Below are 24,452 nucleotides of genomic sequence, written 5' to 3'. Positions count from 1 at the left end.
CACGTCTGCCCACCTAACCTTTAAACACGAACAGCGGCTGAAGGCCCCACAACGTCACGGTCATGGCGAGATCAGCGACCATGATCATGACCAGGCTTGCGCGTACGGCGCGGCCCGATGCCCGACCTACGCCCACCGGGCCGCCCGAAGCGAAGTATCCGTAATAGCAATGGATCAACGTCACGATTACACAGAAGACGGCGACTTTTAGGACGGAGTACATGAGGTCACGCGGTGTCAAAAACTCGACGAAGTAGTGGTTGAATGTACCCTTCGATTCACCGTTGAACTGGACAATCACCAGGTCCATTACCAGGAAAGTCATAATCAGCGTCAACATATATCCCGGGATCACGCAGGCCAACCCGCCGATCAGGCGCGTACCAATTACGAACGGTATCGGCCGTAGCCCCATTGCCTCCAAAGCATCAATCTCTTCGCCGATTCGCATGGCGCCGATCTCAGCCGTCATCCGACATCCCGTTTGTGCCGCGAACGCGATACCCCCCACCAGCGGGCCAATCTCGCGAACACAACCCACCCCGGACATAATCCCTGACAGCGCTCCGAACCCGATCTGGTTCAACGTGGCCAGAGCCTCCACAGCCAGGGAGCCACCGACGGCAACACCGAGGAGCAGCAAAACGCTTATCACTCCGCCGTCCACGATGATCGATCCACGGCCCCAGGCGAGGCTATTCATCTGCTGCAACGTGGCTTTCTGGTATTTGCGGACCGTTATGGGCAGCAACCAGAAGGTCTGGGCGACGAACAGTGCCCATTGTCCGGTTAAGCGAAATACTTCGAGCGGCGGTGCGTACGCTGTCGTGAGTCGGGCGCTCCAATGCTTGGACGGTACCGCGCTGGTACTGGAAACCACTACGCCACCTCCATCGGAAAGAACATGGTTTCCAACTGCGTGATAGCCAGGTTGGCGAAAACGATGCAAACCACGTTGAGCACTACCGATGAATTCACTGAATCGGCGACGCCGCGCGGGCCGCCTTTTGCCTCCATGCCGCGAAGCGATGAAACGATCACGACAATCGCCGCAAACACGACCGTCTTACCGATGGCAAACCAGACATCTACCATCTTTGCGAATGTCCCGAACGACATCCAAAAACTTCCTGGCGTCACTTCGGTGAAGTTCACTGCCATCACAAAAGCAGTTGCTGTTCCCGACACGATGATGAAGACGCACAGAATGGGAGCTATGGACAGAAGCGCCAAGAAACGAGGCATCACCAAACGGCGCACCGGGTCAATACCTAACACGCGCATCGCATCGAGCTCCTCGCGGATGGCCCGTGCCCCGAAGTCCGAAGCGATGGCCGACGCCGCTGCGCCACCCATCAGCAGCCCCGCAGTGATCGGCGCCCCCTGGCGAATAACACCCACGCCGCTGGCCGCCCCAAGAAGCGAGGTCGCTCCTATCTGGTTGACCAGCCCCGAAGTCACAACGGTTATCAGAGCGCCGAACGGGATTGCCATCAGCAGCGCGGGGACCGCCGTCACCTTGAACAACGTCCACGCCTGCACCACGGCCTCGCCGACCGGCAACCGCCACGAGACCGCGTCGGTCACCGCGTACCGAAGAACGTCCACCAGCATCTGCAAACCGCGGCCGGTTGATGCCGCGCTGCGCCCAGGTATCGCACCCATCCGCGACCCCGCTCGGCGCGCACCGAGGAGCGCGGGAGTCGCCACGGCTCGCCACGAGGCTTCTGGACGGCCGTCGTGAGCATGGGCGAGGTCAGATGTACCGGGGAGCCCCCCGATCGGCACGGTTGGCTCTTCGACGAGATTCCCGTCGCGGCTGACCCGGGCCGTCACGTCGGACCGTCGCAACAGCGCATCGGCGCAGCGTTCGCCGCGCTAGCAACCAGGATCTTCGTCACCAGGACCAATCTCACAAAGGTCCGCCTCCGCCTCTTGTAATGGATGCGGTGAAAGTTGTCTTGGCGGCAGTGAGTGCGTCGTTGCTTGCGCTGCACTCCTGCCCCCTGTCTGTCCCCTGTCTGTGCCGGCCACCACCGCCTCGCGGGGCCGCCGACCCGCCCAATTACTTAGCAGCCACTAACACCAGCATGTCATCTATACAGCGCGGACTCTAGTCCATCAAGGGTCCAGCAGTGCCCGTATCTGTTTGTCGTGATTAGCTCGCTTTCGTTACGCTGGGCGCACCGGCCACGGACTGATCTGTCTCGGTGTCGTAGCGGCCCATGTGTTTGGCGCTGAAGGCGTAGGGGCTGTTCTTGTCTAGGTAGCCGAAAAACGGAACCATCAAGGCAGCGCAAAAACAGCAACGTAGCGCCACCGCTCTTGCGCCACGTGCCGCGTGCGATCGGCCCGTCGGTACGCAGCGCACGGCTGTAGGTCAAGCCGATCGGGACGTGCAGCAGGATCGCTGCAAGGAAGCCGGGGCTGTACCTTGCGCGGGCCAGGCCGGGAAGGACAATCCCGTGGTCGACCGCTTGAGCGAGTCCGAACAGCAGAGGCAGCCCCAGCCACTTGATTCGCGGAAAGACGATCGGCGCGAGGTGAAAAGGGTAGGCCAGGACGGTATTGGTGCACAGTGATGATTGCCTGTTCGAAGGGTAGTTGCGGGGCTGGCTGCTCCGCATGCCGCCGGCGCTGGCCTGACCTACGAAATACCGGGGGTCGACGTATTCCTCGTATTGGTGGACCGCCAACGCGAGAGCGTTCATCACGGACAGGGCGCGCAGGTTGGTCATCTTTTCCCGGCCGCCCAGCACACTTGCTCCAGCCAGTGCCTTCGCCGCCACCGCGCCCACCCAGGGCCAATTCTCACGGTAATTTTTGAGTGACCACGTCGTCACGATCAGGTCCTTCAGGCTGCAGGGCTGTGTCGCTTTGAAAGAGTCGCCTGCCCGCCGTCGAAGCGGGTGTAGCTAGCTGGCCTGTGGTGGGATTCAAGACGGCGGCGAGCTTCGCCACAGCAGCAAGCGTCGATTGCCGGCGCTCAGGCCGATCCCCGATTTGAGGACGAACCGTGGTTGCCCCGGCCAACGCCGAGGTGCCCCAAGCGGATTGGGTTGAACAGCGTGGCGGTTTGTTTCCGCCAACGCGGTCTTTTCCTGGATACCTTCTCCCTCAACGACGCACGGCCCAGCCAGGTCATTGCCGCGCCCGTTAATTACGTCGAACCAATCGGTCCTCCCAATGAGCGATCCGGCCAGCCGCGGCCACACGACGACCTCAGCCGTGGCTCGATCAAGATCTCGCAAGCCAGCTGTAGTCATGGCGCGACATTACCAAAAGTTGCGTCGTGACCGGAAGGCGTGAGATCGACAGGCCGGTGATGGTATGAGCACCGTCCAGCGCAGATCTAATCTAGGTCCATCACTTCGCCCGGGGCGGGGTGAACAGCGTCCACTGGTGTCCGATGATGTTGCCGTCGACAAAGCCGCCGGTGTACCACAGCAAGTGGTAGGTGATGTCGCAAATCGGCTCGAGGATGCTTCTTACCGCAACCGCCACGATGAGCACTACGGGGCGGCATGGTCGCCTCTGCGCCGAGCCTCCACGATGGCCCAGCCGAGGGCTGTCGCGGTCCCGGCCCACAGCACAATCGTCGCAACGTTCTGCATGACCAGGTTGAGGCCATGCCCGTATGGAGGCTCCACGATGCGCATGACCTTAGTGGCGAATAAGGGCGATGTCATGGGTATCGCGGCCCTCGTTTGAACGACGGCTGCAACGGAGGGGATAACTACATTGCCCGCCGTTTTGGTCGGCAATCGCAGCGCCCGCTACAAAAAGTCACGACGTCAACGAGACGAACACGAAATCGCCGAATCGCACTTTTCTGCGGACCTGATCGAGGGCTCCGTTGTCGAACGGTGGGCAAACGCCGTCAGCCAAAGTGAGGCGCTGATACCGCAGTCGCTTCCGAACGGCCCCGCAGCACAACCGTTCCGCGCGCGACCCAGTGCTGGCGCTCGGTCGCGTCGGCTCTTTCGATGGCGGCACCGGAGCACAGGATGCGACCATCGACGGTCTTGGCGACATCGGCCAGCCGGGCCGCCTCGTTGACGGCATCGCCGACCACCGTGTACTCGTAGCGATTCTCTGCGCCGATGTTGCCCGCGAAGACGGGACCGGCCGAGACCCCGATTCCAAAGTCCAGCAGGGGAAACCGGTCGAATTTTCCCGCAAGCGACCGCGCCGTGGCCAATGCGTCCGACGCTGGTTCGTCGGTGCGCAGCGGCGCCCCGAACACGGCTAGCGCCGCATCGCCTTGGAACTTGTTGACCAAGCCACGGTGCTCGTCGACCGCGGCGACCACAATCCGAAAGAAGTCGTTGAGTGCATCGGCGACCTCCCGCGGGGGGCGCGTCGCCGCGAGCCTCGTGGACCCGACGAGATCGATGAATAGCACCGCCACATCCCGGACGTCTCCTGCGAGGCTCTCGTCCTGTGCGACGGCGAGGCGCACGACGTCGACGCCGACGTGGCGGCCGAACAGATCACGCAACCGGTCGCGCTCGCGGAGCCCGGCCACCATCCGGTTGAATCCGCGCTGCAGGCGACCGATCTCGGACTGCTCGTAGACATCGACGCCGCGGTCGAGTTGTCCGCGTTCGACATCGGCCATCGCCGCGATGACATCACGCATGGGATCCGAGATTGACCGGGTCACCAACACCATTGCCCGCACCCCGATCAAAACGGATATGAGCGACAGCATCACGATTGGGGCTTCCACCGGTGCGTTCTTCTCGATGATCCATTTCCGCGACCGCATCACGATAATGGCGACGATCGCCAGAGCCGGAAGCCCGCTGTGCAGGCTCCACATCAGCGCCATCCGGGTGAGCACGCCGGGCACTCTCTCGCGACTCTCGAAATTCGCGTAGGCGGCCGCCATTATCGGCCTAAATGTGCGGTGGGTGAATAGCACCCCCGTCGTCGTCGTAGCGGCGGCACCGAACACGACCGAGGAGGTGATCAACACCGCGGCGGAAAAGCCGGCGTTCAAGTTGGCGAGGAGGGCGACCGCTCTCGTCGCCATCCAGCGAGGGCCGCCATTTGCCGGCGCACTATGCCGGCGACCTGCCGGCACTGAGCCGGATTGGGCTGAAGTCCGGCGGCAAACCACCGCAGGGATGGGCCGAGAATCAAAGCGCCGCTGACTGCTACGGCCACCGAGCTGACGCCGACAAGCGCCGCGGCGAGAACCGAGTTCTTGTCAGAAACGAGTGTTCTCGCCGGGCCCGTCGTGTGACCGCTGAGCGATACCGCGACCGTGGTTACTTCGGCCGCCGTCAGGAGATGCGCAACCGCGAGCCACGCGGTGTAGCGGGCGAGCAACGCCCGCCGCTCGATCGCCATTAGGGCACCCTTGCCATCGAATTGCGTTTCGAGCCGTGGGAGCCACCGACCGCTCTGGGTCGTTCGTCGAACGTGCGGTCGCTGCGTCCAACTCTGGCCTTGATCGTCGAGCATAATCCGTGAGACCATCTCCGCTTAGCAACCACTAAGGTTCGCGCCCCGTCTCGTTGCCCGCGTTATGGGGCCGTTGGAAGGCGCTCCGCGATTTGCCCTGTGGCTTCGGCGCAGGCAGCTTCGGTCAGCCGTTGTACCGGAGGCAGGACGCGTCTATGCCGGTAAGACCGGGTATCTGCTCTGTCACGGGCGACGGTGCGCCGGGTAGGAAGGGCGATTCTGCCGTGGCTTGAGGTTGCCCATGGCAACGGTCATGCAGCTGAGTTGGGCGCGTCCACGGCATAGGCTGCTATAAATTGTTAATGGCGGTTTACCGAAGAAGCACTGTGGAAACAAGCGAATGATCCGTGAGCTTACCCGGAAAGCGGGTATGGGTGGAGGTCCGCGCCGACACGCTGTGCGAGTTCGCGCGGCCCAAGGCGGTCCGGTCCCAACGGGGACGGCATCAACGCACGCTGTTCGCTACGGGTAGTGAACACGGTCGGCGTCCACCCGGTTTTCCTACCGGCAGCGCCTTGCCTCGAAGGATCGAGAGGGTTGAGCGAATGGCTTTGGCTAAATGACTCTAGTCGAATTGGCTAACGGCTTCTGCTGCGGGGTGAGCCCCCGTTGGTTCGAAGGGCTGCTGTGGTTCTCGGACATGATTGGCGAGAGCGTGCACACCGTCGACCTCAAGGGGTCGATAACCGCTCTACCCGTGTCGGGCCATCGTCCTTTCGGACTCGGCTTTCGCCCGGACGGCTCCCTCCTGATTGCGTCGGCCGATAGCCGTCAGTTGCTGTGCTACGACGGCGAGGAGATCTTTGTGGTCGCTGAGCTTTCCGAAGCGGTCGACACCGATCTCGGCGACATGGTGGTCGACCATAGCGGGCGCGCCTACATCGGTTCCCAGACTTCGCAGGGTGGCGTGATCTTGCGGGCCGACCCCGACCGTAATGTCGCGGTCGTCGCCGATGACCTCGAAAACCCCAGCGGAATGGCCATCAGCGCGGACGGAAAACGACTCATTGTGGCCGAGTCGACGGGGCGACGATTAACCGCGTACACGGTCTATCCGGACGGGTCGCTGTCAGATCGGCGCATCTTCGCCGACGGATTAGACGGGCCGCCGGCCGGTATCGCGCTTGACGTTGACGACGGGGTCTGGGTCTCGATGACGCTGGCCAACCGGTTTGAGCGGCTCGTCGAGGGCGGATCTGTGACCAACCGCATCGAGACGGCCGACCAGGTCGCGACCGCGTGCGCGCTCGGAGGTCCTCAGCGCAAAACCCTCTTCCTGCTCACCAGCACCGACGCCCAAGGTCATAAGCCCAGCGGGGCCAAAGTCTCTCGAGTGCGCGCGACGATCGTTGACATTCCGGGCAGCGGGCTCCCATGAGCCACGCCATGCGGCTGGCCTCCACGACAGGCCAGCTACGTCGCTACCCGGATGGCGCTTCTGGGTTCCCTTATATCCGCTCGGCAATACCCAGCGCCCTTCCGACTTGTGCGTTAGGGACTACGGCAGCACGGTGTGCATCAGCATCACGTCGTAGGCCGACCACAGCGACAGGTTGAAGTAGAGGTCGCGGCCCGACGACCACGGGTGGATCATCGGCGCGTAGATGCCGCCGGGCATCTGAAACGACGACACCAGCGGTTGCTCGGGGCTCCACGGGCCCTGCGGCGCCGGGGCGGTCCGGGCCACGACGTCGTTGCTGCCGCCGTTGGTGTAGAGCACCAGGTACTGCTTGAGGTAGCTGTTGTACTGGGCCGACATCTCGCCCACCGGTCCCGGGAAGATCGGCGTCGCCGCCGCGGGGTTGGCGGGGACCCAGCGCCCGCCATTGTCGCCGTTCCAGTACTGGTACTTGGAGAGGTCGGGCAGGTAGTTGGGGGGAACCCGACAAAGGAACGCCGCGCCGCCGCGGCCCGACGGGGTCCCGAACTGGTAGATATAGCCGTCGTTGCCCTTCAGGAAGGCGCCCATCTGGAAGTTCTCGTTACCCGGGGTGAAGCCCATTCCCGGGATCGCGTCCGCCGAAGCCGTGCGGATGGTAGTGGGGAAGATGCCCCAGTTTTGGCCATTGTCAACCGATCTCGCGATTGCCGAGTAGTTCGTCGACCATTCGCCGTCGCGGCCCCACTGCCGGATGGACATGTAGCTCATGTACTGGGTCCGGCCCAGTGACATGCCCGCGGTCGGGATGATTCCCGTCTCGTGTGCCGCCTTGTGGATGGTGTTGACGACCTGCTTGGACAGGCCGGTCGTCCACACCGGGGAACCGGAGTACCGGTCGTTGGGCACCCCATCGGCGATGTGAATGCCGTGCGACAGGTCGCGGTCCGAACTGCGGAACAGGGTGTTGTAACGCCATTGCTGGCCGTGCACCTTGCAATAGCCGAAGGTGTCACCGAAGGCCATCAGAACCTGGCGGTGGACGGGATCGCCGTTGTCCCAGGCGATCCCGAGGTCCGTCCCGGAGATGCCGAAACGCTCGAGGGTCTTGTTCGGCCCGTTCGTTCCGGTCACCCAGTCCACCAGCGACGTCGGCGCCCCGGCGATGTTGGCGGGTGGCGGCGGTGCCGGCTGCGGTGCCGGCTGCGGTGCGGGTTGCGGCTGAACCGGGGCGGCGTTGGGTTGCAGCTGAGTGGCGTTCGGCGACTGCGGGACACCGGGTGCGGGCGGGTTGGGGCCGGGCGGCGGCACCACCCCGGCCTGCTGTTGGATCGGCGCGGAGTACCGCTGGCCCCCCGCCCCCGGCCTCAGCAACGACGAAATCAGCGGACCCACCTTGGGCAGCGGCGCACGGTCGTTGGTGTGGCTGGGCCGGCGGCCGGTCGGGGGTTGCACCACCGGCTGCGGCGCGGGCATCGCCGGCGGCGCGGCCGGCGGATCAACGTTCGCTTCGGGCGCGCTGCACGGGGTGGCGTTGGCCATCGGCGCGGGGGCCCCCGCGATCAAAAAACCGATGACCGTCGACGACGCCACCGATAGCGAAACGATCCGAGGAATCGCCGGCAATGTCACACCTTTCCCAGAGCAGGCCGCCGCATTGACGTCCGCAGTTGGCTCATGTGACGATAGTGATCTGCGGGGCTGATGTGACCAGTGATCGGCGGATAGGTATGCATCCGTGACCGTGTCGCAACCGCGTTGCGCCGCGGTCCGAGGGATCGCAGCCGTGGGATAAGCGCGCTGATTCCGACGGAACCAACAGGCAAACCGCGGTCAAACTCTGCGTAGACGACCTGTCAACGGATCATCCGGCGGGGTTACGCTCCGATCCGCCAGCGCCGCCGTTGCGCAGGCAATCCGGCGAGGAGGAGCTGCGGTGAGTGTGCGCGACCAAGTGCAACCCGACCCATTCGACGGCTCGCCGTTCCTGCGCCGCGTGGTCGCCGCCTCCATGGCCGGCACGGTCGTCGAGTGGTACGAGTTCTTCCTGTACGGCACCGCCGCGACGCTGGTGTTCAGCAAGGTGTTCTTCCCGCACAGCGCCAGCGACCTCGACGCCATCCTGGCCGCCTTCGTGACCTACGCCGTCGGCTTCGCCGCCCGCCCGCTGGGCGGCCTGGTGTTCGGCCAGCTCGGAGACCGGTACGGACGCAAGAAGCTGCTGCAGTTCAGCCTGCTGCTGGTCGGCGCCGCCACCGTGCTGATGGGCTGCCTGCCGACGTTCACCCAGATCGGATACTGGGCGCCGACGCTGCTGGTGATCCTGCGCTTCATTCAAGGCTTCGCCGTCGGCGGCGAATGGGGCGGCGCGGTCCTGCTCGTCGCCGAGCACAGCCCGAAGGAAAGCCGCGGCTTCTGGGCCAGCTGGCCGCAGGCCGCCGTGCCCGGCGGAAACATGCTGGCCACCGTCGTGCTGCTGGTTCTGACGTCGACGCTGAAGGAGGCGGCGTTTCTCAGCTGGGGCTGGCGCGTCGCGTTCTGGTTGTCCGCGGTCGTCGTCCTGATCGGCTACTACATCCGCACCAAGGTGACCGATGCACCCATCTTCCTCGAGGCGCAGAAGGAAGCCGAACGCGAGAAGCGGACCGGCTTGGGCGCCGTGGAGGTGCTAAAGCATTACCCGCGTGGCGTTTTCACCGCCATGGGGCTGCGCTACGGCGAAAACACCATGTACTACCTGGTGGTCACCTTCTCGATCACCTATCTCAAGGTGCACGTGCACGCCAACACCAACGTCATCCTGTGGTGGCTGCTGGCCGCGCACGCCGTGCACTTTGCGGTCATCCCGCTGGCCGGCCGGCTCAGCGACCTATTCGGGAGGCGCCCAATCTATTTCATCGGCGCTCTCTGCGCCTGCACCTGGGGTTTCTTCGCCTTCCCGATGATGGACACCCGGCGCAACGCGCTGATCCTGGCCGCCGTCGTGATCGGCCTGGTGTTCCACGGCCTCATGTACGCCGTCCAGCCGGCGGCCATGGCCGAAATGTTTCCCACCCGCATGCGTTACTCCGGGATCTCGCTGGGCTACCAGGTCACCTCGATCGTGGCCGGCTCGCTTGCCCCAATCATCGCGGTTCGGCTGCTCGACACGTACAAATCCTCGGTGCCGATCTCGTGGTTTTTGGCGGCGACGGCGGCGGTGAGCGCCGCGTCCGCCGTCGTCGCGCGCGAGACGCGGGGCATCGACTTGGCGGCCGTCGACCGCGCCGACGCCCAGCGGCTCCAACGACACGACGCGACGCCGGCACGGCGCCCGGACGGCCCGGAGCCCACCGAGCTCGTCGAGGACGCCGTCTAGCGTCGCCGGCCCAAGCCGGACGACGAGATCGAGTCCGCATGTTTGCCCACTGCCCGCGGCGGTAATGATGCAACAGAGGTGAGCGCGTCGGCCGGCCTACGCGCACACCGAGGTCCCGTCGGTTCAGCCCGAGAGCCGACGGGGCCGCCCTCGCCAATCCCCTCCTTGCGGATATGGACGAACGCGCGCGCCGTCCAGGAGTACCGTGCGGCGTATGGACCGCACGGCGAAAGTGTGGATACTCAGCGGCTACCAAAGCGATACCCTCGGCGACCTGGACGGGTTCGCGGCGCGCGACTGCGGCCCCGGCGCGCGCCTGTTGCCGGACGCTGCCAAGCCGGTCAGCCTCAACACCCTCAGCTTCGGCGGCAGCACCGCCAAGACGATCGGTTTCGTTGTCGAACGAGGTTAGTGACATGCACGTTGAGATCGTCGGCAAGTTCCTGTCCACCCTGCCCGAGGACGACGACCACCCCTACCGGACCGGGCCGTGGCGGCCCCAGACCGCCGAATGGGACGCCGACGACCTCACCGCCGTGGCGGGAGAAATCCCACGCGACCTGGACGGCGTCTATTTGCGGAACACCGAAAACCCGCTGCACCCGGTGCTGCGGACCTATCACCCGTTCGACGGCGACGGCATGGTGCACGTCGTGGGCTTCCGCGACGGAACGGCCTTCTACCGCAACCGCTTTGTACGGACGGAGGGCTTCCTGGCGGAGAACGACGCCGGCGAGCCGCTGTGGCCGGGCCTGGCCGAGCCCGTGCAGCTGGCCAAACGGGAAGACGGCTGGGGCGCGCGCACCCTGATGAAGGACGCGTCGAGCACCGACGTGATCGTCCACCGGGGTATCGCGCTGACCAGCTTCTACCAGTGCGGCGACCTGTACCGGCTCGATCCCTACTCGGCCGACACCTTGGGCAAGGAAACCTGGAACGGACGCTTCCCGGCCGACTGGGGTGTGTCGGCGCACCCCAAGGTCGACAACACGAGCGGCGAGCTGTTGTTCTTCAACTACAGCAAGCAAGAGCCCTACATGCGCTACGGCGTGGTCGACCAGAGCAACGAGCTGGCTCACTATGTGGACATCCCGCTGCCGGGGCCACGGCTGCCGCACGACATGGCGTTCACCGAAAACTACGTTATCCTCAACGATTTCCCGCTGTTCTGGGACCCGCGGCTGCTCGAGCACGACGTGCACCTGCCGCGGTTCTATCCCGATATCCCGTCGCGCTTCGCCGTGCTCCCGCGCCGGGGATCGACCGCCGACATCCGCTGGTTCGAGGCGGATCCGACGTTCGTGCTGCATTTCGTCAACGCCTACGAGGACGGCGACGAGATCGTGCTCGACGGCTTCTTCGAAGGCGACCCCCAACCGCTGGATACGCGACGGAGTAAGTGGGACAAGCTGTTTCGGTTCCTGGCGCTGGACCGGCTGCAGGCCAGGCTGCATCGGTGGCGCTTCAACCTGGCCACCGGCGCGGTGACCGAAGAGCGGCTGTCGGAGGCCATCACCGAGTTCGGAACCATCAATCCCGACTACGCCGCACGCGACTACCGGTACACCTACGCCGCCACCGGTAAACCCGGCTGGTTCCTGTTCGACGGGCTGGTCAAACACGACCTGCACACCGGCGACCACGAGGGCGTCTCCTTCGGAGAGGGCGTCTACGGAAGCGAGACCGCGATGGCACCGCGAGCGGGTGGCCGCGGCGAAGACGACGGCTACCTGGTCACCCTGATTACCGACATGAACGCCGACGCATCGTATTGTCTGGTCTTCGACGCCGCGCGGATCGCCGACGGCCCCGTCTGCAAGCTCCAACTCCCCGAACGCATTTCCAGCGGAACCCATTCGACGTGGGCGCCCGGCGCGCAGCTGCGGCGCTGGCACACCGCCGAATCGGCGGCCGGCGCGATTGGACTGTGACGATGCCGCATCGCCGTCGTATGACACACTGGCCCCCGCAGCTGGCCTCGATCGGCGGCCTGCGCTTCGCCCGCCGGTCCTCCAATTTCGCGGAGACGGTGCGGTTTTACCGCGAGTTGGTGGGGCTGCCGCTCTTCGAGACGTTCGAGGGCAGCTATGGCAGCAACGGCGCCATCTTCGGCCTGCCCAGCTGGAACCTGACGCTGGAGATCGTCGAGTCGACCGAACCCGTCGCCGTAGACGAACACGAGCAGCTGTGCCTCTACTTCCCCAACGAGCGGGCGCAGCAAGCAGCGATCGCGCGCCTTCAGGCGGCGAGCATACCGCCCGCCGAGCAGCACCCGTACTGGCGAGCGACGGGAGCGGTCACCTACCGCGACCCGGACGGACGCGAAGTCGTGTTCGCGCCCTTCGTGTTCGGCGTCAACGAACCCGAGGAAAGCGTCGGCAACGGCAAACACGAATTCCCGTCGGCGTGAAACCGTCAGTGCCGCACGCGGTTACGGCCGCTGTCCGCTCTCGGCGATGCGGGACAGGCCGTCGACCCAGCGTCAATGCATTTCGCGCATCCTTGGCGCCAGCATCGGCCGCAGCCACCCGGACACGGCGCCATGGTGGGTTTCCCGCGCGTAGATCAGGATTCCCCCGTCGTCCGTCGGGGTGAGCACCAGGCAGCGCGCCTCTGCCGGCAACACCGGGCCAGCAGTGCGTCAAACCGGATGGCGGGCACGTTCTTTCGTCGCTACAACTCGGCTCTGCCCAGGACAACACAACGACCGGGTCGGCGTCATGAGTCATTTGACTCCTGCGTCACCGCGCCCCGGGCGGCCGGCTGTCACAGGTCAAATGACTCAGGACGTCGACCCGATTCGGCGTCAGCCCTTCGAAGGCGCGGCCACGGTTGATCAACGGGGCGACCTACCACCCCGACGTGGACTCGTTGGCGCGGTCGGTCGACGTGGTGTCGATCCATTCGCCGCTGATTTCGCAGACCCACGGCATGTTCAACGAGAAGCTGCTCAAGTCGATGCGGCGTGGCTCCTACATCGTCAATACCGCCCGCGCCGAAGAGACCGACCAGCGGGCCATTGTCGCGGCGCTCGAAAGCGGCCAGCTCGCCGGCTACGCCGGCGACGTGTGGTTCCCGCAACCGCCCACGAAGGACCACCCGTGGCGGACGACGTCTACGCCGAGGCGCTACTGGCCGCGGTGCGCGGGGATGTGACGGAAGCCGGCAAGCGGGCATCTGGCCTCGAACGCTCGGCCTTGTCGCGCGAGGCTTTCGGCACTAACCGACTCGCCCGCCACGCCCGCACGCTGATCGCCCAGGCGCTGGAGGATTGGGAGAGTGCGTACCGGCACGCGACCACCCTCAGTGCGCCGGGAACGCTCGAACGCTATGCGCCCGAGGCGCTCTGGGTTGCCTATGATCTGGTGGAATCGGCGCTGCGCACGGGTCGGCGCGATGCGGCGGCGGCACACGCGGCGGCGATGCAGGAATCGAACTTGGCAAAAGTATCGCCGCGCCTGGGCCTACTGACCGGTGGCGCCGCCCTGGTCGACCAAACACCGCAAGCTCTAACGACATTCAAGAACGCGTTGAGTTCCGTGGATGCCGCGTCATGGCCCTTCGACCATGCGCGGGTGCAGCTGGCCTACGGCGCCCGGCTGCGCCGCGACATGCGCATCGAGGAAGCCAGAGCCGTGCTGCACGCAGCCCTGGCAACGTTCGAGTCCATCGGGGCGCGCCCGTGGGCTGTGCGCGCACGAAACGAATTGCGCGCGGCCCGCGACAAGTTGGACGGCCACGAGGTGACGCCTTCCCTCACGCCGCAGGAGTGGACCATCGCCGAACTCGCCGCCGGAGGCCTGTCGAACAAGGAGATCGGCGCGCAACTTTATCTCACGCCGCGAACCGTCGGCGGCCACCTCTACCGCATCTATCCGAAGTTGGGAATCACCACCCGCGCGGCACTGCGCGACGCGATCTCCGCGCTACGCGCGGCACCGGGGCGTGACACGCTGGAGTGCTAGACGCGTCACGTCGATATCGCGTCTGTTATCGGTCAGTGCCGACCCGAGGCCAACGCCGCGATCACCGCCACAATCGAGCACAGCACCGCGCCGATCGCGCCCACGGCGCCGACATACAGGCCGTATTGCGCCGACACCGGCGGGTTGACGTTGAGTTTGTAATACCACACCGTAAGCGCCGCGATGAGTAACGAAATAACAAGCCCAGCAACCGAAGCCAGCCGCACGGACAGGCCGCGACCGACCATCGCGCCGGCCACCAGCAGCATGGAGGACAACAACACGATCAGCTGACCGGCCCCGAACCCGGGCGGCAGCTCCAGGTTGCCATGGGTGCCGCCAACGGCGCTGGCCCAGCCGCCGCCGTTGACCGCCGTCGTCAGCCACGGCATCCAGGCGCTGGCCGACACGAGCAGGGCGAACAATGCCACCAGCCACCCAGGGCGCAGCCGGCGAGTCACGGTTGCGAGATTAGCCGACTCGCACCCGCCCCCGCGGGATCTTCGCCCGGCCCGGCTAGCTTTGCAGCGACGACAGGTTGAACACGACGCCCGTGGGGTCGGTCGCCGCGGCGAGCCGGCCATAGGGGGTGTCCTCGGCGTCGCGCACCACGGCGCCGCCGTTGTCGGCGATCACCCGCAGCGTCTTGTCGACGTCCTCGGCTCCGAAGAAGATCGACCAGTTCGACGGGACGCCGTCGGGCAGGCAGCCGGCTCCATCCATCACGCCGAGCAGCTGCTCCCCGTCGAACGATGCAGTGGTGTAACGAAATTCGTCGGTGTCAGAAACCTGCTCGGTGCGCCAGCCGAGGACCTCGCGGTAGAAGTCGAGCGCGCCGCGGTAGTCGCGCGTGGTCAGCTGGTGCCACACCGGGGCGCCGGCCTCGCCGATCACCTGGAAGCCGCGGTGCTCAAGCGGCTGCCACAGCCCGAAGAATGCGCCCGACGGGTCGGTCCCGAGGCACATGTGGCCCTTCGCCGGTATCTCCATCGGTCCCATGCACACCGAGCCGCCCGCGGCCGTCGCCGCGGCTACGGTGGCGTCGACGTCGGAGGTGTGAAAGTAGGTGGCCCAGTTGTCGGGGCCTCCGGCCTCGGGCCGGTTGGGCATCAGGCCCGCCACGGACTGGCCGTCCTTGGCGGCGTTGACGTATCCGCCGTAGTCGGGCCCGGCCGACTCGAACGTCCAGCCGAAGACCGTGCCGTAGAACTGTCGGGCACGGTCGATGTCCGATGTCGTCAGATCGATCCAACAGGGCGCGCCCAGCGGCGCGCGATCACGGATGGGCATGGTGACCTCCTCGGTGTTTCTGGCCCCACAGTGGAATTCAGCGGGGTTCACCGATGCTGACCGGCGCCGAGGGAAAAACTCATCGGCCCCAGCGGTCAGCGCCGGACGCCGCCGGCGCCGTTCGAGCTCGGGTCGGGCCGGGTGAAGACCGTGACGAAGTTTTGCAGCGACTCGTTGATGTCGCTGCGCAGCGCGGCCGCGACGATCATGCCGATCGGCCCGAACAGCGCCGGCCCGCCGAGGTGCACGTCGAAGCTGACGACGGAGCCCTCGCCCGCCGGCTGAACCTTGGCCAAGAGCTTGACCTTGACCCCGCCGACGCCGTCGCCGTTGAGCGTCATGCCTTCCGGCGGCTTGTAGCGCACCACCGTCCACTTGATCCGGTTGTACATGCCCTTGACCTCGACGATGGACTCGACGACGGTCCCCTTCTCGATGTCGTCGGGCAGCTTGCTGCGCCACACCCGGTGTATGGTCAGCCACTCCTTGTACCTGGACAGGTCGGAGGCATGCTTCCAGGCCACCTCGGGCGGCAACGGTACGTCGATGGATCCGGAAAGTTTCGCCATGTGCTCAGTTCTGCTGGTCGTCTTTGGGAGGGGACGCCGCGGATTCGGCCGCCTTCTTCGCCCCTTCCTGCACCTTGTGGATCGTGTCGGAGTATTTGCCCTGCGTCTTGCCGTCGACGAACTCGCCGGCCTTGTCGATCGCCGTCTCGACCTTGTCGGCGTTCTGCGACAACAGGTCTTTGGCCTTGTCCAGGAATCCCATGTTTGCCATTCCTTCCCCGAGGACCCCCGCAAATCCTACTTGGCGGCCGGCACCGGCTCGCGCCACAGGCGCGGCCGCACCCCCAGCATCCGGGCCCTGACCCACCATGACGCCTCGATCGCCGCGGCGCCGAGCACCCCGACGCCGAGCGCGGTCGACGTCACCGCCACGTCCGACGGGTCGAGCAGGAACTTCTCGCGGGCCAGCGGGATGCTGAAAATCACCAGGTAGGCCAGGGCCGAGGAGAGCACCAGCGCCACCCGCCACCACTGGTAGGGCCGCGCCGCCACCGCCAGCACCCACAGCGCACTCACCAGCAATGTGATCAGCGCCGGCGTCGACGCCTGGTCCTGCTGCTGGAAGGTCGCGTGGCGGCCGCGGTAGGCCAGCAGATAGGAGACGAACGTGGCGACGCCGACGATCAACCCGGACGGCAGCGCGGACGTCAGCACCCGGCGCACAAAGCCGGGCTGGGCACGTTCGTTGTTGGGCGCCAGCGACAAGATGAACGACGGGATCCCGATGGTGAACCACGCCGCGATGGTGACGTGGATCGGCTGGAACGGATAGAGCAAGGGGTCGGCCTTAAGCGGCCTGGCTAACAGGCATTCGATGCCGACGAACAGCGCCAGCAGCACCGAGTAGACGGTCTTGGTCAAGAACAGGTTGGCGACGCGTTCGATGTTGCCGATCACTCGTCGGCCCTCTCCGACGACATAGGGCAAGGTGGCGAACCTGTTGTCGAGCAAGACGATGTCGGCCACCGCGCGCGACGCGGGGCTGCCCGCGCCCATCGCGACGCCGATGTCGGCATCCTTGAGGGCAAGCACGTCGTTGACGCCGTCGCCCGTCATCGCCACGGCGTGCCCGTGCGACTGCAGGGCGTGCACGATGGCGCGCTTCTGGTCGGGCCGCACCCGGCCAAAGGTGGTGTGGGAGTCCAGCGCGTCGGCCAGGTCGGCCGCCTCGGACGGGAGTCGCCGCGCGTCCATCGTGTCGCCGCGCAAGCCCAGCTTGCCGGCCACCGCCGCCACCGACACCGCGTTGTCGCCGGAAACCACCTTGACCGAAACACCCTGCGCCGCAAAGTACTCCAGCGTCTCCCGGGCGTCGGGCCGTACCCTCTGCTCGAGCACCACGAGAGCGACCGGCGAGACCCGGCCCGGCGCTCGCGGGTGATCCACGACCACCTCCGCCGCGCCCAACAGCAGCACCCGCAACCCCTCGGCCCCGACCCGCTCGGCCCGCTCCGCCGCGGCCGAACCCGGCTCGAGCAGCACGTCGGGCGCGCCGATCACCCAGTCGCCGTGGTCGCCGAAGGACATCCCGCTCCACTTGGTGGCGGACTTGAAAGGCGCTGTGGCGGTGGCAATCCAGCCCGGCGCCCGGTAGTATCTTTCGGCGATCGCCCGCATGCTGGCATTGGGTCGCGGGTCGGCGGCGGCCAGCGCGGCCAGCACGTCGCCCACGTTCTCGGACGGCGTGGCCAGTTGCTCGACGTCTGAAACCCGCATCCCGCTTTCGGTCAGGGTGCCGGTCTTGTCGGCGCACACCACGTCGACGCGGGCCAGCCCCTCGATGGCGGGCAGTTCCTGCACGAGGCATTGGCGTCGCCCCAGCCTCACGACCCCGACCGCGAACGCGACCGACGTCAGCAGGACGAGCCCTTCGGGCACCATGGGCACCAGCGCGCCGACCGTCCGCAGGACGGCCTGCCGCCACCCCGCGTGGGTGGCGAAGAACTGGGTGTAGATGGTTAGCAGGCCGGCGGGCACCAATAGGTACGTGACCAGCTGCAGGATCCGGTTAATGCCGTTGCGCAGTTCGGATTTCACCAGGGTGAACTTGCTGGCCTCCTCCGCCAGCTTGGCGGCGTAGGCCTGTCGGCCGACGCGGGTGGCGCGGTAGGCGCCGATACCGGCGACCACGAAGCTCCCCGACATCACCGTGTCGCCGGGGGCCTTGGCGACGGGGTCCGCCTCACCGGTCAGCAGCGATTCGTCGATCTCGAGGTTCTCTTGCTCGACGATCTGACCGTCGACCACCACCTGGTCGCCCGGGCCGAGCTCGATGATGTCGTCGAGCACCACCTCGCTCGGCGCTACGGCGCGGGTTCCGGATTGCCTGCGCACCATAGGTTTCGCCTGCCCGATGATCGCCAGTCTGTCCAGCGTCTGCTTGGCTCGGATCTCCTGGACCATGCCGATGACGCTGTTGGCGACGATGAGCAGGCCGAAGAGCCCGTTGATCACCGAGCCCGTCGCCAGCACGATCGCCAGCAGCACGCCCAGGATCGCGTTGATGCGGGTGAAGACGTTGGCCCGCACGATCGCGGCGATGCTGCGGGTAGCGCGTTCCGGGACGGCGTTGCCCTCGCCGTCGGCCAGCCGCTGTGCCACCTCGGCGTCGGTGAGTCCCGTCGTGTTGGCGAGGGTCATCGCCTGAATGTCCCGAGCTTTTCGGTGTCGAAGTACTCGAGGTTCAGCGTGTCGGCGTCGAAGCTAGCTTTGGAAAGCGTTCCCGGCGGGGCGTTTTCGTCCGTCACCGGGAACGTGAAGGTGTCACCGTCCCAGTGCGCCAAGGTGAAGGTGCGGTTCTTCGGTCCGAGCGACAGCTGCAGCGCGCCGTCGCGTTCGGCGACGACGGCCGGTCCCCAGTAGTCGTTGGCATACACGCCGGCGTAGTCGCTGAGCGCCCGGGCCGGTGCGGGGCTGGGCGGGGGCTGCTTGCCGACCAGCGACCCCTCCGGGTTGTTCATCCAGCCGATCGCCTGCTTATAGAGGTCCGCCCAGTTTTCCCGGATCTGGCCGTACTGCACGAGATCGATGAATTCGGCGGTCAGCGTCTCCGGCACGCCGATGGGTGCGGCGTTGGTCAGTGCGACGATGCCGACGTCCTCCGACGGCATCACCACGAAGTTCGTCGCCGCACCCAACGCGAAGGCCCCCGAATGGCTGTACTCGGTGCGTCCCGAGGAGGTCACCGAGACGTTGAAACCGTAACCGTAAAAGCCGGAACGCGCCTTGGGTGTCGTCGCGGGGACCGAGACGACCTGAGCGGTGGTCGCGGGCAGCAGCGCTTCCGGCGACGCGATGCGCTGTCCGTGGTAGGTCCCGTTGGCCAGCAGCATGATCAGCCAGCGCGCCATGTCGTTGACCGACGAACTCACCCCACCCGCGGGTGTCTGCGGATCCGGATCGCGCTGAAAGCGCAGCTCCCACCTATCCCCCACCTTGACGTGGTTGACGGCGTGGTCGGGCCGGGCGATGAAGTCGGCGAAGCGCGAACTCGTGGCCGCCATCCCCAGCGGGCGGTACAACACCTCGTCGGACAGGTCCTCCCACGGCTTGCCCGCGGCCGCCGCGACCGCTTCGGCAGCGGCGGTCACCCCGAAGTTGGTGTAGGCGTAGCTGTTTCGGAAGGACGCCAGCGGCAGGTACTTCAGCCGTTCGAGCGTCTGGCGGCGGTCGTAGCCCAGATCCTCCAGCTTGTCACCGGCGTGGTCGGGAAGCCCGGACCGGTGCGAATACAGGTCCGCGATGGTGACGTGGCCGGTGACATAGGGATCGCTCAGCGCAAACCAGGGCAGCTTGGACACCACGGGTGCGTCCCAGTTGATGACGTTCTGGCTGACTTCGTGCGCTACCACCGTCGCGCCGACCGATTTGGACACCGACGCCAGCTGGAACACCGTGTCGGCGTCGACCTTGTTGTCCTGTCCGCCGCCTTTGCTGGCATCCTTGACGCCAAACCCCTTGGCATACACTGTCTTTCCGCCGTGAACGATGGCGACGGCCATTCCCGGAACGCCGGTGGACTTCATCAAGTCGGTGACCAGCCCGTCGACCTTGGCGATGGCCTCGTCGATGCGACCGGCGGGGATCGTCAGGCCCGACGCCTCGTTGGGCGGTGCGCCGGCCGGCGGCGGACCGGACATCGGTGGGGCCGGCGCGCATGCCGCCAACGCGAGCAAAGCCACGACTGCGATGGTCGCCGCGCGCCTCGTCATGGCCGCACTTTAGCGCGACGACGATGCGCGCCCGGGATAACAATCGATTTACGTCCAAGACTTCCGATCGACATCAGATGGCGTCACAGTCAAAACTGGGGGACGGCTGACGAGGGTGTATGGCACATGACCATCGACAATCCTTTTTGGGATGCGGTCAAGGATTGCGTGGAGCCCGACAGTTTCCGCGGCAATCCCGTGGTCGGCGAGTTCCGGCTGGACCGGTCCGTGGAAGAGAGCATGGCCCGGACACCGAATCGGCAGTTGCTGGTCAGGAAGTATTGCTGGACCATTCCGGACCCCGACACCGTGGCGTTTGTGGCCGGGCACGCGCACGGCGGCCTGGTCGATCCGATCGCGGGCACCGGGTACTGGGCCTACCTGCTCGGCCAGCTCGGCGTGGACGTCGTGTGCTACGACCTCAACCCCGGTACGGCGCTGACCACCAACGGGTGGCACGGCGACGACGTCTATGTCGAAATCCGCGCGAAGGACTGCGCCGAAGCGGCCGCGCTGCATCCCGACCGGACGCTGTTGCTCTCGTGGCCGCCGCACGGCCGGGACGTGGGCGCCCGAACATTGTTGGCCTACAAAGGGAAACGGGTCATCTTTGTCGGCGAGGGCCGCGGCGGAGGCACCGGCGACGATCGCATGCATTCGATACTCGAGACCCAATGGGCCGAAGTCGACTCCCGCCGGCCGGTGCGGTGGTGGGGTCAGCGCGACCGCGTGTCGGTGTACACGCGACGAGAATTCACAACCGCCACCACGGATTGAATCGGCGCGGCGCGGCGGGATCGATGCGCTGACCGGGCATAGGTACGGCCACGTCGACTCCCGCGGGCTCGGCCGCCGATAGCAGGCGTTCCACCGGTTCTGCCCACGGATGGGGCGCCAGCCGGAAGGTGCCCCAGTGGATCGGCACCAGCAAGCCCGAGCCCGAGTCGGTGACGTCCAGATGTGCCCGAACCGCCTCCTCGGGGTTCATGTGGACATCCGGCCACGCCGTGTTGTAGGCGCCGATGGGCAACAGCGTCAGGTCGAAGGGCCCGTGGTCGTCGCCGATCTTTGAAAAGCTCTTGGTGTAGCCGGTGTCGCCGCCGAAGTACGCGCGATTGCGGGGACCGACGAACGCCCACGACGCCCACAGCGTGTTGTTGCGGTCCAGGAAGCGGCCCGAAAAGTGGCGTGCCGGAACGCAAACCACGGTCAGCTGGTCGAGCTTTGCGCCCTGATGCCAGTCCAGCTCGATGATGCGCTGCTCGGGAATCCCCCACGCGCGCAAGTGGGCACCGACACCCAGCGGCACAAAGAACGGCGCCCGCTGGGTGACGGCCAGCGCCATCACGGTGTCGATGTCGAGGTGGTCGTAGTGGTCGTGACTGATCACCACGGCATCGACGGCGGGCAGCCCCTCCAGCTGCAACGGCGGCGGATGCAGCCGCTGCGGCCCGACGACATCCGACGGCGAGCACCGGTCGCTCCACACCGGATCGGTGAGCACGCGATAACCGTCGATCTCCAGCAGCGCCGTCGAATGGCCGAACCAACTGACGGCGAGCCGGCCCGGATCGACGTCGAAGATTTGCGGCGCGGCCAACGGGATCGGCCCCGAGGGCCGGCTGCCGCCGCGATTGCCCGCTAATTCCCACAGGATGAGCCGCAGTTGCTCGCGGTCCATCTTGTAGACCGAGGCGGGCTCGAGGTTGACGAACGCGCCGTCGGAGTAGTGCGGCGATCCCTGGACCACCGCGCGGATCGACGCGGGCGACGCGCCCAGGGCGGCCGGCGCTCCGTGCAGCGCGCGCACCAACCAGCCGCCCGCGGTGAGCGAGGCCGTCCCGGCGGCCAGTCGCAGCGCCCCGCGCAGCATGACCCTCAGGCCCCCTGGAACCTCGGCGGCCGCTTCTCGATGCGGGCGATTTGCGCTTCGATGACGTCCTGGCTGGCCCAGGCCTTGTCGAACAGCTCCTTGTGCACCGGCCAGGCCTCTTCGATGGCGCCGTCGTCGTTGAGCACCCGCTTGGCGTGTTGGATCGCCAGCGGCGCCAGGCCGGCGACCTCCGCGGCCCAGGCCTGGGCGTCGGCCAGCGTGCCGATGCGGTTGGCCATTCCGGTCTGCAGCGCCGCGTCGGCGCTCAGCTTCTCCGCGGTCAGCAGCATGGCCCGGGCCCGGCCGTGGCCGACCAGCGAGGACAGCCGACGGATGCTCCAGTTATCAAGGGCCAAGCCGTATTTCGACGTCGGAAACTGGAAGAACGCGTCCGGGGCGGCGACCCGCAGGTCGCATTGCATGGCCAGCTGCAGGCCGGCGCCGATGGCGGGGCCGTTGATGGCACCGATCACCGGGATGGGCGCTGCGTCCATGACCTTGTGCAGCTCGATGAGCCGGTCGGGATAGTCGGCGGCGAACGCGTCACCGCTCAGGTCCGCGCCCGCGCAGAACACGGTCCCCTGACCGGTCAGCACGATCACGCGCGTCGACCCGTCGTCGCCGGCCTTGGCGATGGCCTCCCGCAGCTCGTCGACGAGCTGGGAGTTGAGCGCGTTGCGGCGCTCCGGGCGCTGCAGCTCGATGGTCATGACGGCTTCAGCCTGGGTGACACCGATCATGAAACCCACCATATATAGCCTCATCGCGTGACTCGTATCACCACTGAACAGCTGCAGGACGCGGTGCTCGACGAGGGATCCTTCGTCAGCTGGGACAGCGATCCGCTGGCGCTGCCGGTGTCGGATTCCTACGCGCGGGAGCTGGCCGACGCCCGCGCCGCCACCGGGCTGGACGAAGCGGTAATCACCGGCGAGGGACGCGTTTTCGGGCGCCGGGTGGCCGTGGTCGTCTGCGAGTTCGGCTTCCTGGGCGGCTCGATCGGGGTGGCCGCGGCCGAACGAATCACCGCCGCGGTGGAACGCGCGACCGCCGAGCGGCTGCCGCTGCTGGCCTCGCCGAGCTCCGGCGGCACCCGCATGCAGGAGGGCACGGTCGCGTTCCTGCAGATGGTCAAGATCGCCGCCGCCGTCCAGCTTCACAAGCGGGCACACCTGCCGTACCTGGTCTACTTGCGCCACCCGACGACCGGCGGGGTGTTCGCCTCGTGGGGCTCGCTGGGCCACATCACCGTGGCCGAGCCGGGCGCCCTGATCGGGTTCCTCGGGCCTCGGGTGTACGAGCTGCTCTACGGCGAACCGTTCCCGCCCGGCATCCAGACCGCGGAAAACCTGCAGCGCCACGGGGTGATCGACGGCGTCGTCGCGCTCGACGAGCTGCGCCGCACGGTCGATCGCGCGCTGACGGTGATCGCCGACCCGCCCGGGCCGCCTCAGGGCCCCGGCCGACCCGAGCCGACGCCCGATGTGCGGGCGTGGGACTCGGTCGTGTCGTCACGGCGACCGGATCGGCCGGGCGTCGGCTATCTGCTGCGGCACGGCGCCACCGACCGGGTGCTGTTGTCGGGCACCGGTCGGGGCGAGGCGGCGACGACGCTGCTGGCGCTGGCCCGCTTCGACGGTCAGCCCGCGGTGGTGCTGGGCCAGCAACGCATCACCGGCGGTCTCGTCGGGCCGGCGGCACTGCGCGAGGCGCGGCGCGGCATGGCGCTCGCGGCCGAGCTGCGCCTGCCGCTGGTGTTGCTGATCGACGCCGCCGGGCCGGCGTTGTCGGCCGAGGCCGAGCAGGGCGGCCTGGCCGGCCAGATCGCCCAGTGCCTGGCCGAGCTCGTCACGCTGGACACGCCGACGGTGTCGGTGCTGCTGGGCCAGGGCAGCGGCGGGCCGGCGCTGGCGATGGTCCCCGCCGATCGGGTGCTGGCCGCGCTGCACGGCTGGCTGGCGCCGCTGCCGCCGGAGGGTGCCAGCGCCATCGTGTTCCGCGACACCGCGCACGCCCCCGAACTCGCTGCGGCCCAAGGCATCCGATCGGCCGATCTGCTGGCATCCGGAATCGTCGACGCCATCGTGCCGGAGCACTCCGACGCCGCCGACGAACCGGCGGAGTTCTCCCAACGACTCTCGCGCGCCATCGCCGCCGAGGTGCACGCCCTGCGCGGAATACCGGACGCCGAACGGATGGCCGCACGGTTGCGGCGCTACCGGCGCATCGGGCTGCCCCCTTCTGCTCGCGACACATGAACGACACGCCGATGGCGCCGCGGCCGCCGGCGGCGGCTTACGGCCGAGGCCTGCCGGTGTCGAGGCGCCGAGCGGGTG

Annotated in this window: 23 protein-coding genes and 1 pseudogene; 9 read left to right on the top strand and 15 right to left on the bottom strand. The window is 66.8% G+C overall.

Features of this window, described 5'->3' with window-relative positions; genetic code table 11:
* Positions 1 to 13: 13 nt before the first annotated feature.
* The 5 genes from AWC19_RS13960 to AWC19_RS13940 all read right to left on the bottom strand — a co-directional run bounded on the left by AWC19_RS13960 (position 14) and on the right by AWC19_RS13940 (position 5,038).
* On the bottom strand, positions 14 to 880 hold the full coding sequence (locus AWC19_RS13960) for an MlaE family ABC transporter permease (RefSeq protein ID WP_085078651.1): 867 nt from the start codon (positions 878 to 880) through the stop codon (positions 14 to 16).
* Positions 880 to 1,710 carry an ABC transporter permease gene (locus AWC19_RS13955; protein WP_245848964.1) on the bottom strand — a complete coding sequence of 277 codons (831 nt, stop codon included), beginning with the start codon at positions 1,708 to 1,710 and terminating at the stop codon, positions 880 to 882. The genes AWC19_RS13960 and AWC19_RS13955 overlap by 1 nt, the downstream gene beginning before the upstream one ends.
* Before the next feature lie 383 nt (positions 1,711 to 2,093).
* A complete protein-coding gene (locus tag AWC19_RS13945; RefSeq protein WP_142281163.1) occupies positions 2,094 to 2,843 on the bottom strand; it encodes an HXXEE domain-containing protein in 750 nt (249 codons plus the stop codon).
* 523 nt (positions 2,844 to 3,366) lie between these two features.
* On the bottom strand, positions 3,367 to 3,504 hold the full coding sequence (locus AWC19_RS29665; RefSeq protein ID WP_158090869.1) for a hypothetical protein: 138 nt from the start codon (positions 3,502 to 3,504) through the stop codon (positions 3,367 to 3,369).
* A 376-nt stretch (positions 3,505 to 3,880) separates the two neighbouring features.
* Complete coding sequence (locus tag AWC19_RS13940) at positions 3,881 to 5,038, bottom strand: adenylate/guanylate cyclase domain-containing protein (RefSeq protein WP_308207191.1); 1,158 nt, start codon at positions 5,036 to 5,038, stop codon at positions 3,881 to 3,883.
* Positions 5,039 to 6,031: 993 nt separating this feature from the next.
* Between AWC19_RS13940 and AWC19_RS13935 the strand changes: the two genes are divergently transcribed.
* Positions 6,032 to 6,850, top strand: a complete 819-nt coding sequence (locus tag AWC19_RS13935) for an SMP-30/gluconolactonase/LRE family protein (RefSeq protein WP_085078647.1) — start codon at positions 6,032 to 6,034, stop codon at positions 6,848 to 6,850.
* 120 nt (positions 6,851 to 6,970) lie between these two features.
* Here the strand turns inward: AWC19_RS13935 and AWC19_RS13930 are convergent, their stop codons facing one another.
* Positions 6,971 to 8,476: a glycoside hydrolase family 183 protein gene (locus AWC19_RS13930; protein ID WP_085078758.1), complete on the bottom strand. Its 1,506-nt coding sequence runs from the start codon at positions 8,474 to 8,476 to the stop codon at positions 6,971 to 6,973.
* Between the two features lie 310 nt (positions 8,477 to 8,786).
* Between AWC19_RS13930 and AWC19_RS13925 the strand changes: the two genes are divergently transcribed.
* The 4 genes from AWC19_RS13925 to AWC19_RS13910 all read left to right on the top strand — a co-directional run bounded on the left by AWC19_RS13925 (position 8,787) and on the right by AWC19_RS13910 (position 12,618).
* Complete coding sequence (locus AWC19_RS13925) at positions 8,787 to 10,208, top strand: MFS transporter (RefSeq protein WP_372508644.1); 1,422 nt, start codon at positions 8,787 to 8,789, stop codon at positions 10,206 to 10,208.
* A gap of 214 nt (positions 10,209 to 10,422) precedes the next feature.
* Positions 10,423 to 10,620, top strand: a complete 198-nt coding sequence (locus AWC19_RS13920; RefSeq protein WP_085078646.1) for a hypothetical protein — start codon at positions 10,423 to 10,425, stop codon at positions 10,618 to 10,620.
* Between the two features lie 4 nt (positions 10,621 to 10,624).
* The gene (locus AWC19_RS13915) at positions 10,625 to 12,139 is read left to right on the top strand and encodes a carotenoid oxygenase family protein (protein ID WP_085078645.1); all 1,515 of its coding nucleotides are present in this window, start codon (positions 10,625 to 10,627) and stop codon (positions 12,137 to 12,139) included.
* A 20-nt stretch (positions 12,140 to 12,159) separates the two neighbouring features.
* Positions 12,160 to 12,618: a VOC family protein gene (locus AWC19_RS13910; protein ID WP_245848963.1), complete on the top strand. Its 459-nt coding sequence runs from the start codon at positions 12,160 to 12,162 to the stop codon at positions 12,616 to 12,618.
* A 72-nt stretch (positions 12,619 to 12,690) separates the two neighbouring features.
* Here the strand turns inward: AWC19_RS13910 and AWC19_RS29660 are convergent, their stop codons facing one another.
* Complete coding sequence (locus AWC19_RS29660) at positions 12,691 to 12,834, bottom strand: hypothetical protein (protein ID WP_158090868.1); 144 nt, start codon at positions 12,832 to 12,834, stop codon at positions 12,691 to 12,693.
* A 215-nt stretch (positions 12,835 to 13,049) separates the two neighbouring features.
* On the opposite strand from AWC19_RS29660, the pseudogene AWC19_RS13905 reads away from it, so the two are divergent.
* Positions 13,050 to 13,319 (top strand): annotated as a pseudogene (locus AWC19_RS13905) (NAD(P)-dependent oxidoreductase); the annotation flags it as partial.
* 311 nt (positions 13,320 to 13,630) lie between these two features.
* Positions 13,631 to 14,173: a helix-turn-helix transcriptional regulator gene (locus tag AWC19_RS30610; protein ID WP_342743794.1), complete on the top strand. Its 543-nt coding sequence runs from the start codon at positions 13,631 to 13,633 to the stop codon at positions 14,171 to 14,173.
* Between the two features lie 32 nt (positions 14,174 to 14,205).
* On the opposite strand, the gene AWC19_RS13895 is transcribed toward AWC19_RS30610, so the two are convergent.
* The 6 genes from AWC19_RS13895 to AWC19_RS13870 form a co-directional block, all read right to left on the bottom strand.
* Positions 14,206 to 14,634: a hypothetical protein gene (locus AWC19_RS13895; protein ID WP_085078642.1), complete on the bottom strand. Its 429-nt coding sequence runs from the start codon at positions 14,632 to 14,634 to the stop codon at positions 14,206 to 14,208.
* A 55-nt stretch (positions 14,635 to 14,689) separates the two neighbouring features.
* On the bottom strand, positions 14,690 to 15,463 hold the full coding sequence (locus tag AWC19_RS13890) for a VOC family protein (protein WP_085078756.1): 774 nt from the start codon (positions 15,461 to 15,463) through the stop codon (positions 14,690 to 14,692).
* 95 nt (positions 15,464 to 15,558) lie between these two features.
* Complete coding sequence (locus tag AWC19_RS13885) at positions 15,559 to 16,032, bottom strand: type II toxin-antitoxin system Rv0910 family toxin (protein WP_085078641.1); 474 nt, start codon at positions 16,030 to 16,032, stop codon at positions 15,559 to 15,561.
* 4 nt (positions 16,033 to 16,036) lie between these two features.
* On the bottom strand, positions 16,037 to 16,234 hold the full coding sequence (locus tag AWC19_RS13880) for an antitoxin (protein WP_085078755.1): 198 nt from the start codon (positions 16,232 to 16,234) through the stop codon (positions 16,037 to 16,039).
* Between the two features lie 35 nt (positions 16,235 to 16,269).
* Positions 16,270 to 18,672 (bottom strand): cation-translocating P-type ATPase, encoded by a 2,403-nt coding sequence (locus AWC19_RS13875; RefSeq protein ID WP_085078640.1) that lies wholly within the window; start codon positions 18,670 to 18,672, stop codon positions 16,270 to 16,272.
* Positions 18,669 to 20,243 (bottom strand): serine hydrolase, encoded by a 1,575-nt coding sequence (locus AWC19_RS13870; protein WP_085078639.1) that lies wholly within the window; start codon positions 20,241 to 20,243, stop codon positions 18,669 to 18,671. Before AWC19_RS13870 ends, AWC19_RS13875 begins: the two co-directional genes overlap by 4 nt.
* Positions 20,244 to 20,369: 126 nt before the next feature.
* Here AWC19_RS13870 and AWC19_RS13865 point away from each other — a divergent pair, with 126 nt between their 5' ends.
* Positions 20,370 to 21,020, top strand: a complete 651-nt coding sequence (locus AWC19_RS13865) for a hypothetical protein (protein WP_085078638.1) — start codon at positions 20,370 to 20,372, stop codon at positions 21,018 to 21,020.
* Here AWC19_RS13865 and AWC19_RS13860 read toward each other — a convergent pair.
* Positions 20,998 to 22,116 (bottom strand): MBL fold metallo-hydrolase, encoded by a 1,119-nt coding sequence (locus tag AWC19_RS13860; protein ID WP_142281162.1) that lies wholly within the window; start codon positions 22,114 to 22,116, stop codon positions 20,998 to 21,000. The two genes, AWC19_RS13865 and AWC19_RS13860, sit on opposite strands and share 23 nt — an antisense overlap.
* A gap of 5 nt (positions 22,117 to 22,121) precedes the next feature.
* Positions 22,122 to 22,856, bottom strand: coding sequence for an enoyl-CoA hydratase (locus AWC19_RS13855; RefSeq protein ID WP_085078753.1), 735 nt, complete (start codon positions 22,854 to 22,856; stop codon positions 22,122 to 22,124).
* Positions 22,857 to 22,883: 27 nt separating this feature from the next.
* Here AWC19_RS13855 and AWC19_RS13850 point away from each other — a divergent pair, with 27 nt between their 5' ends.
* Complete coding sequence (locus AWC19_RS13850; protein ID WP_085078637.1) at positions 22,884 to 24,374, top strand: carboxyl transferase domain-containing protein; 1,491 nt, start codon at positions 22,884 to 22,886, stop codon at positions 24,372 to 24,374.
* The last annotated feature ends 78 nt before the right edge of the window (positions 24,375 to 24,452 follow it).

The sequence above is a fragment of the Mycobacterium palustre genome, assembly GCF_002101785.1.
In the GTDB taxonomy this organism is placed as follows: Bacteria; Actinomycetota; Actinomycetes; order Mycobacteriales; family Mycobacteriaceae; genus Mycobacterium; species Mycobacterium palustre.
Note: the sequence above shows the minus strand (reverse complement) of the source record. Positions and strands in the feature narration are given on the sequence as shown.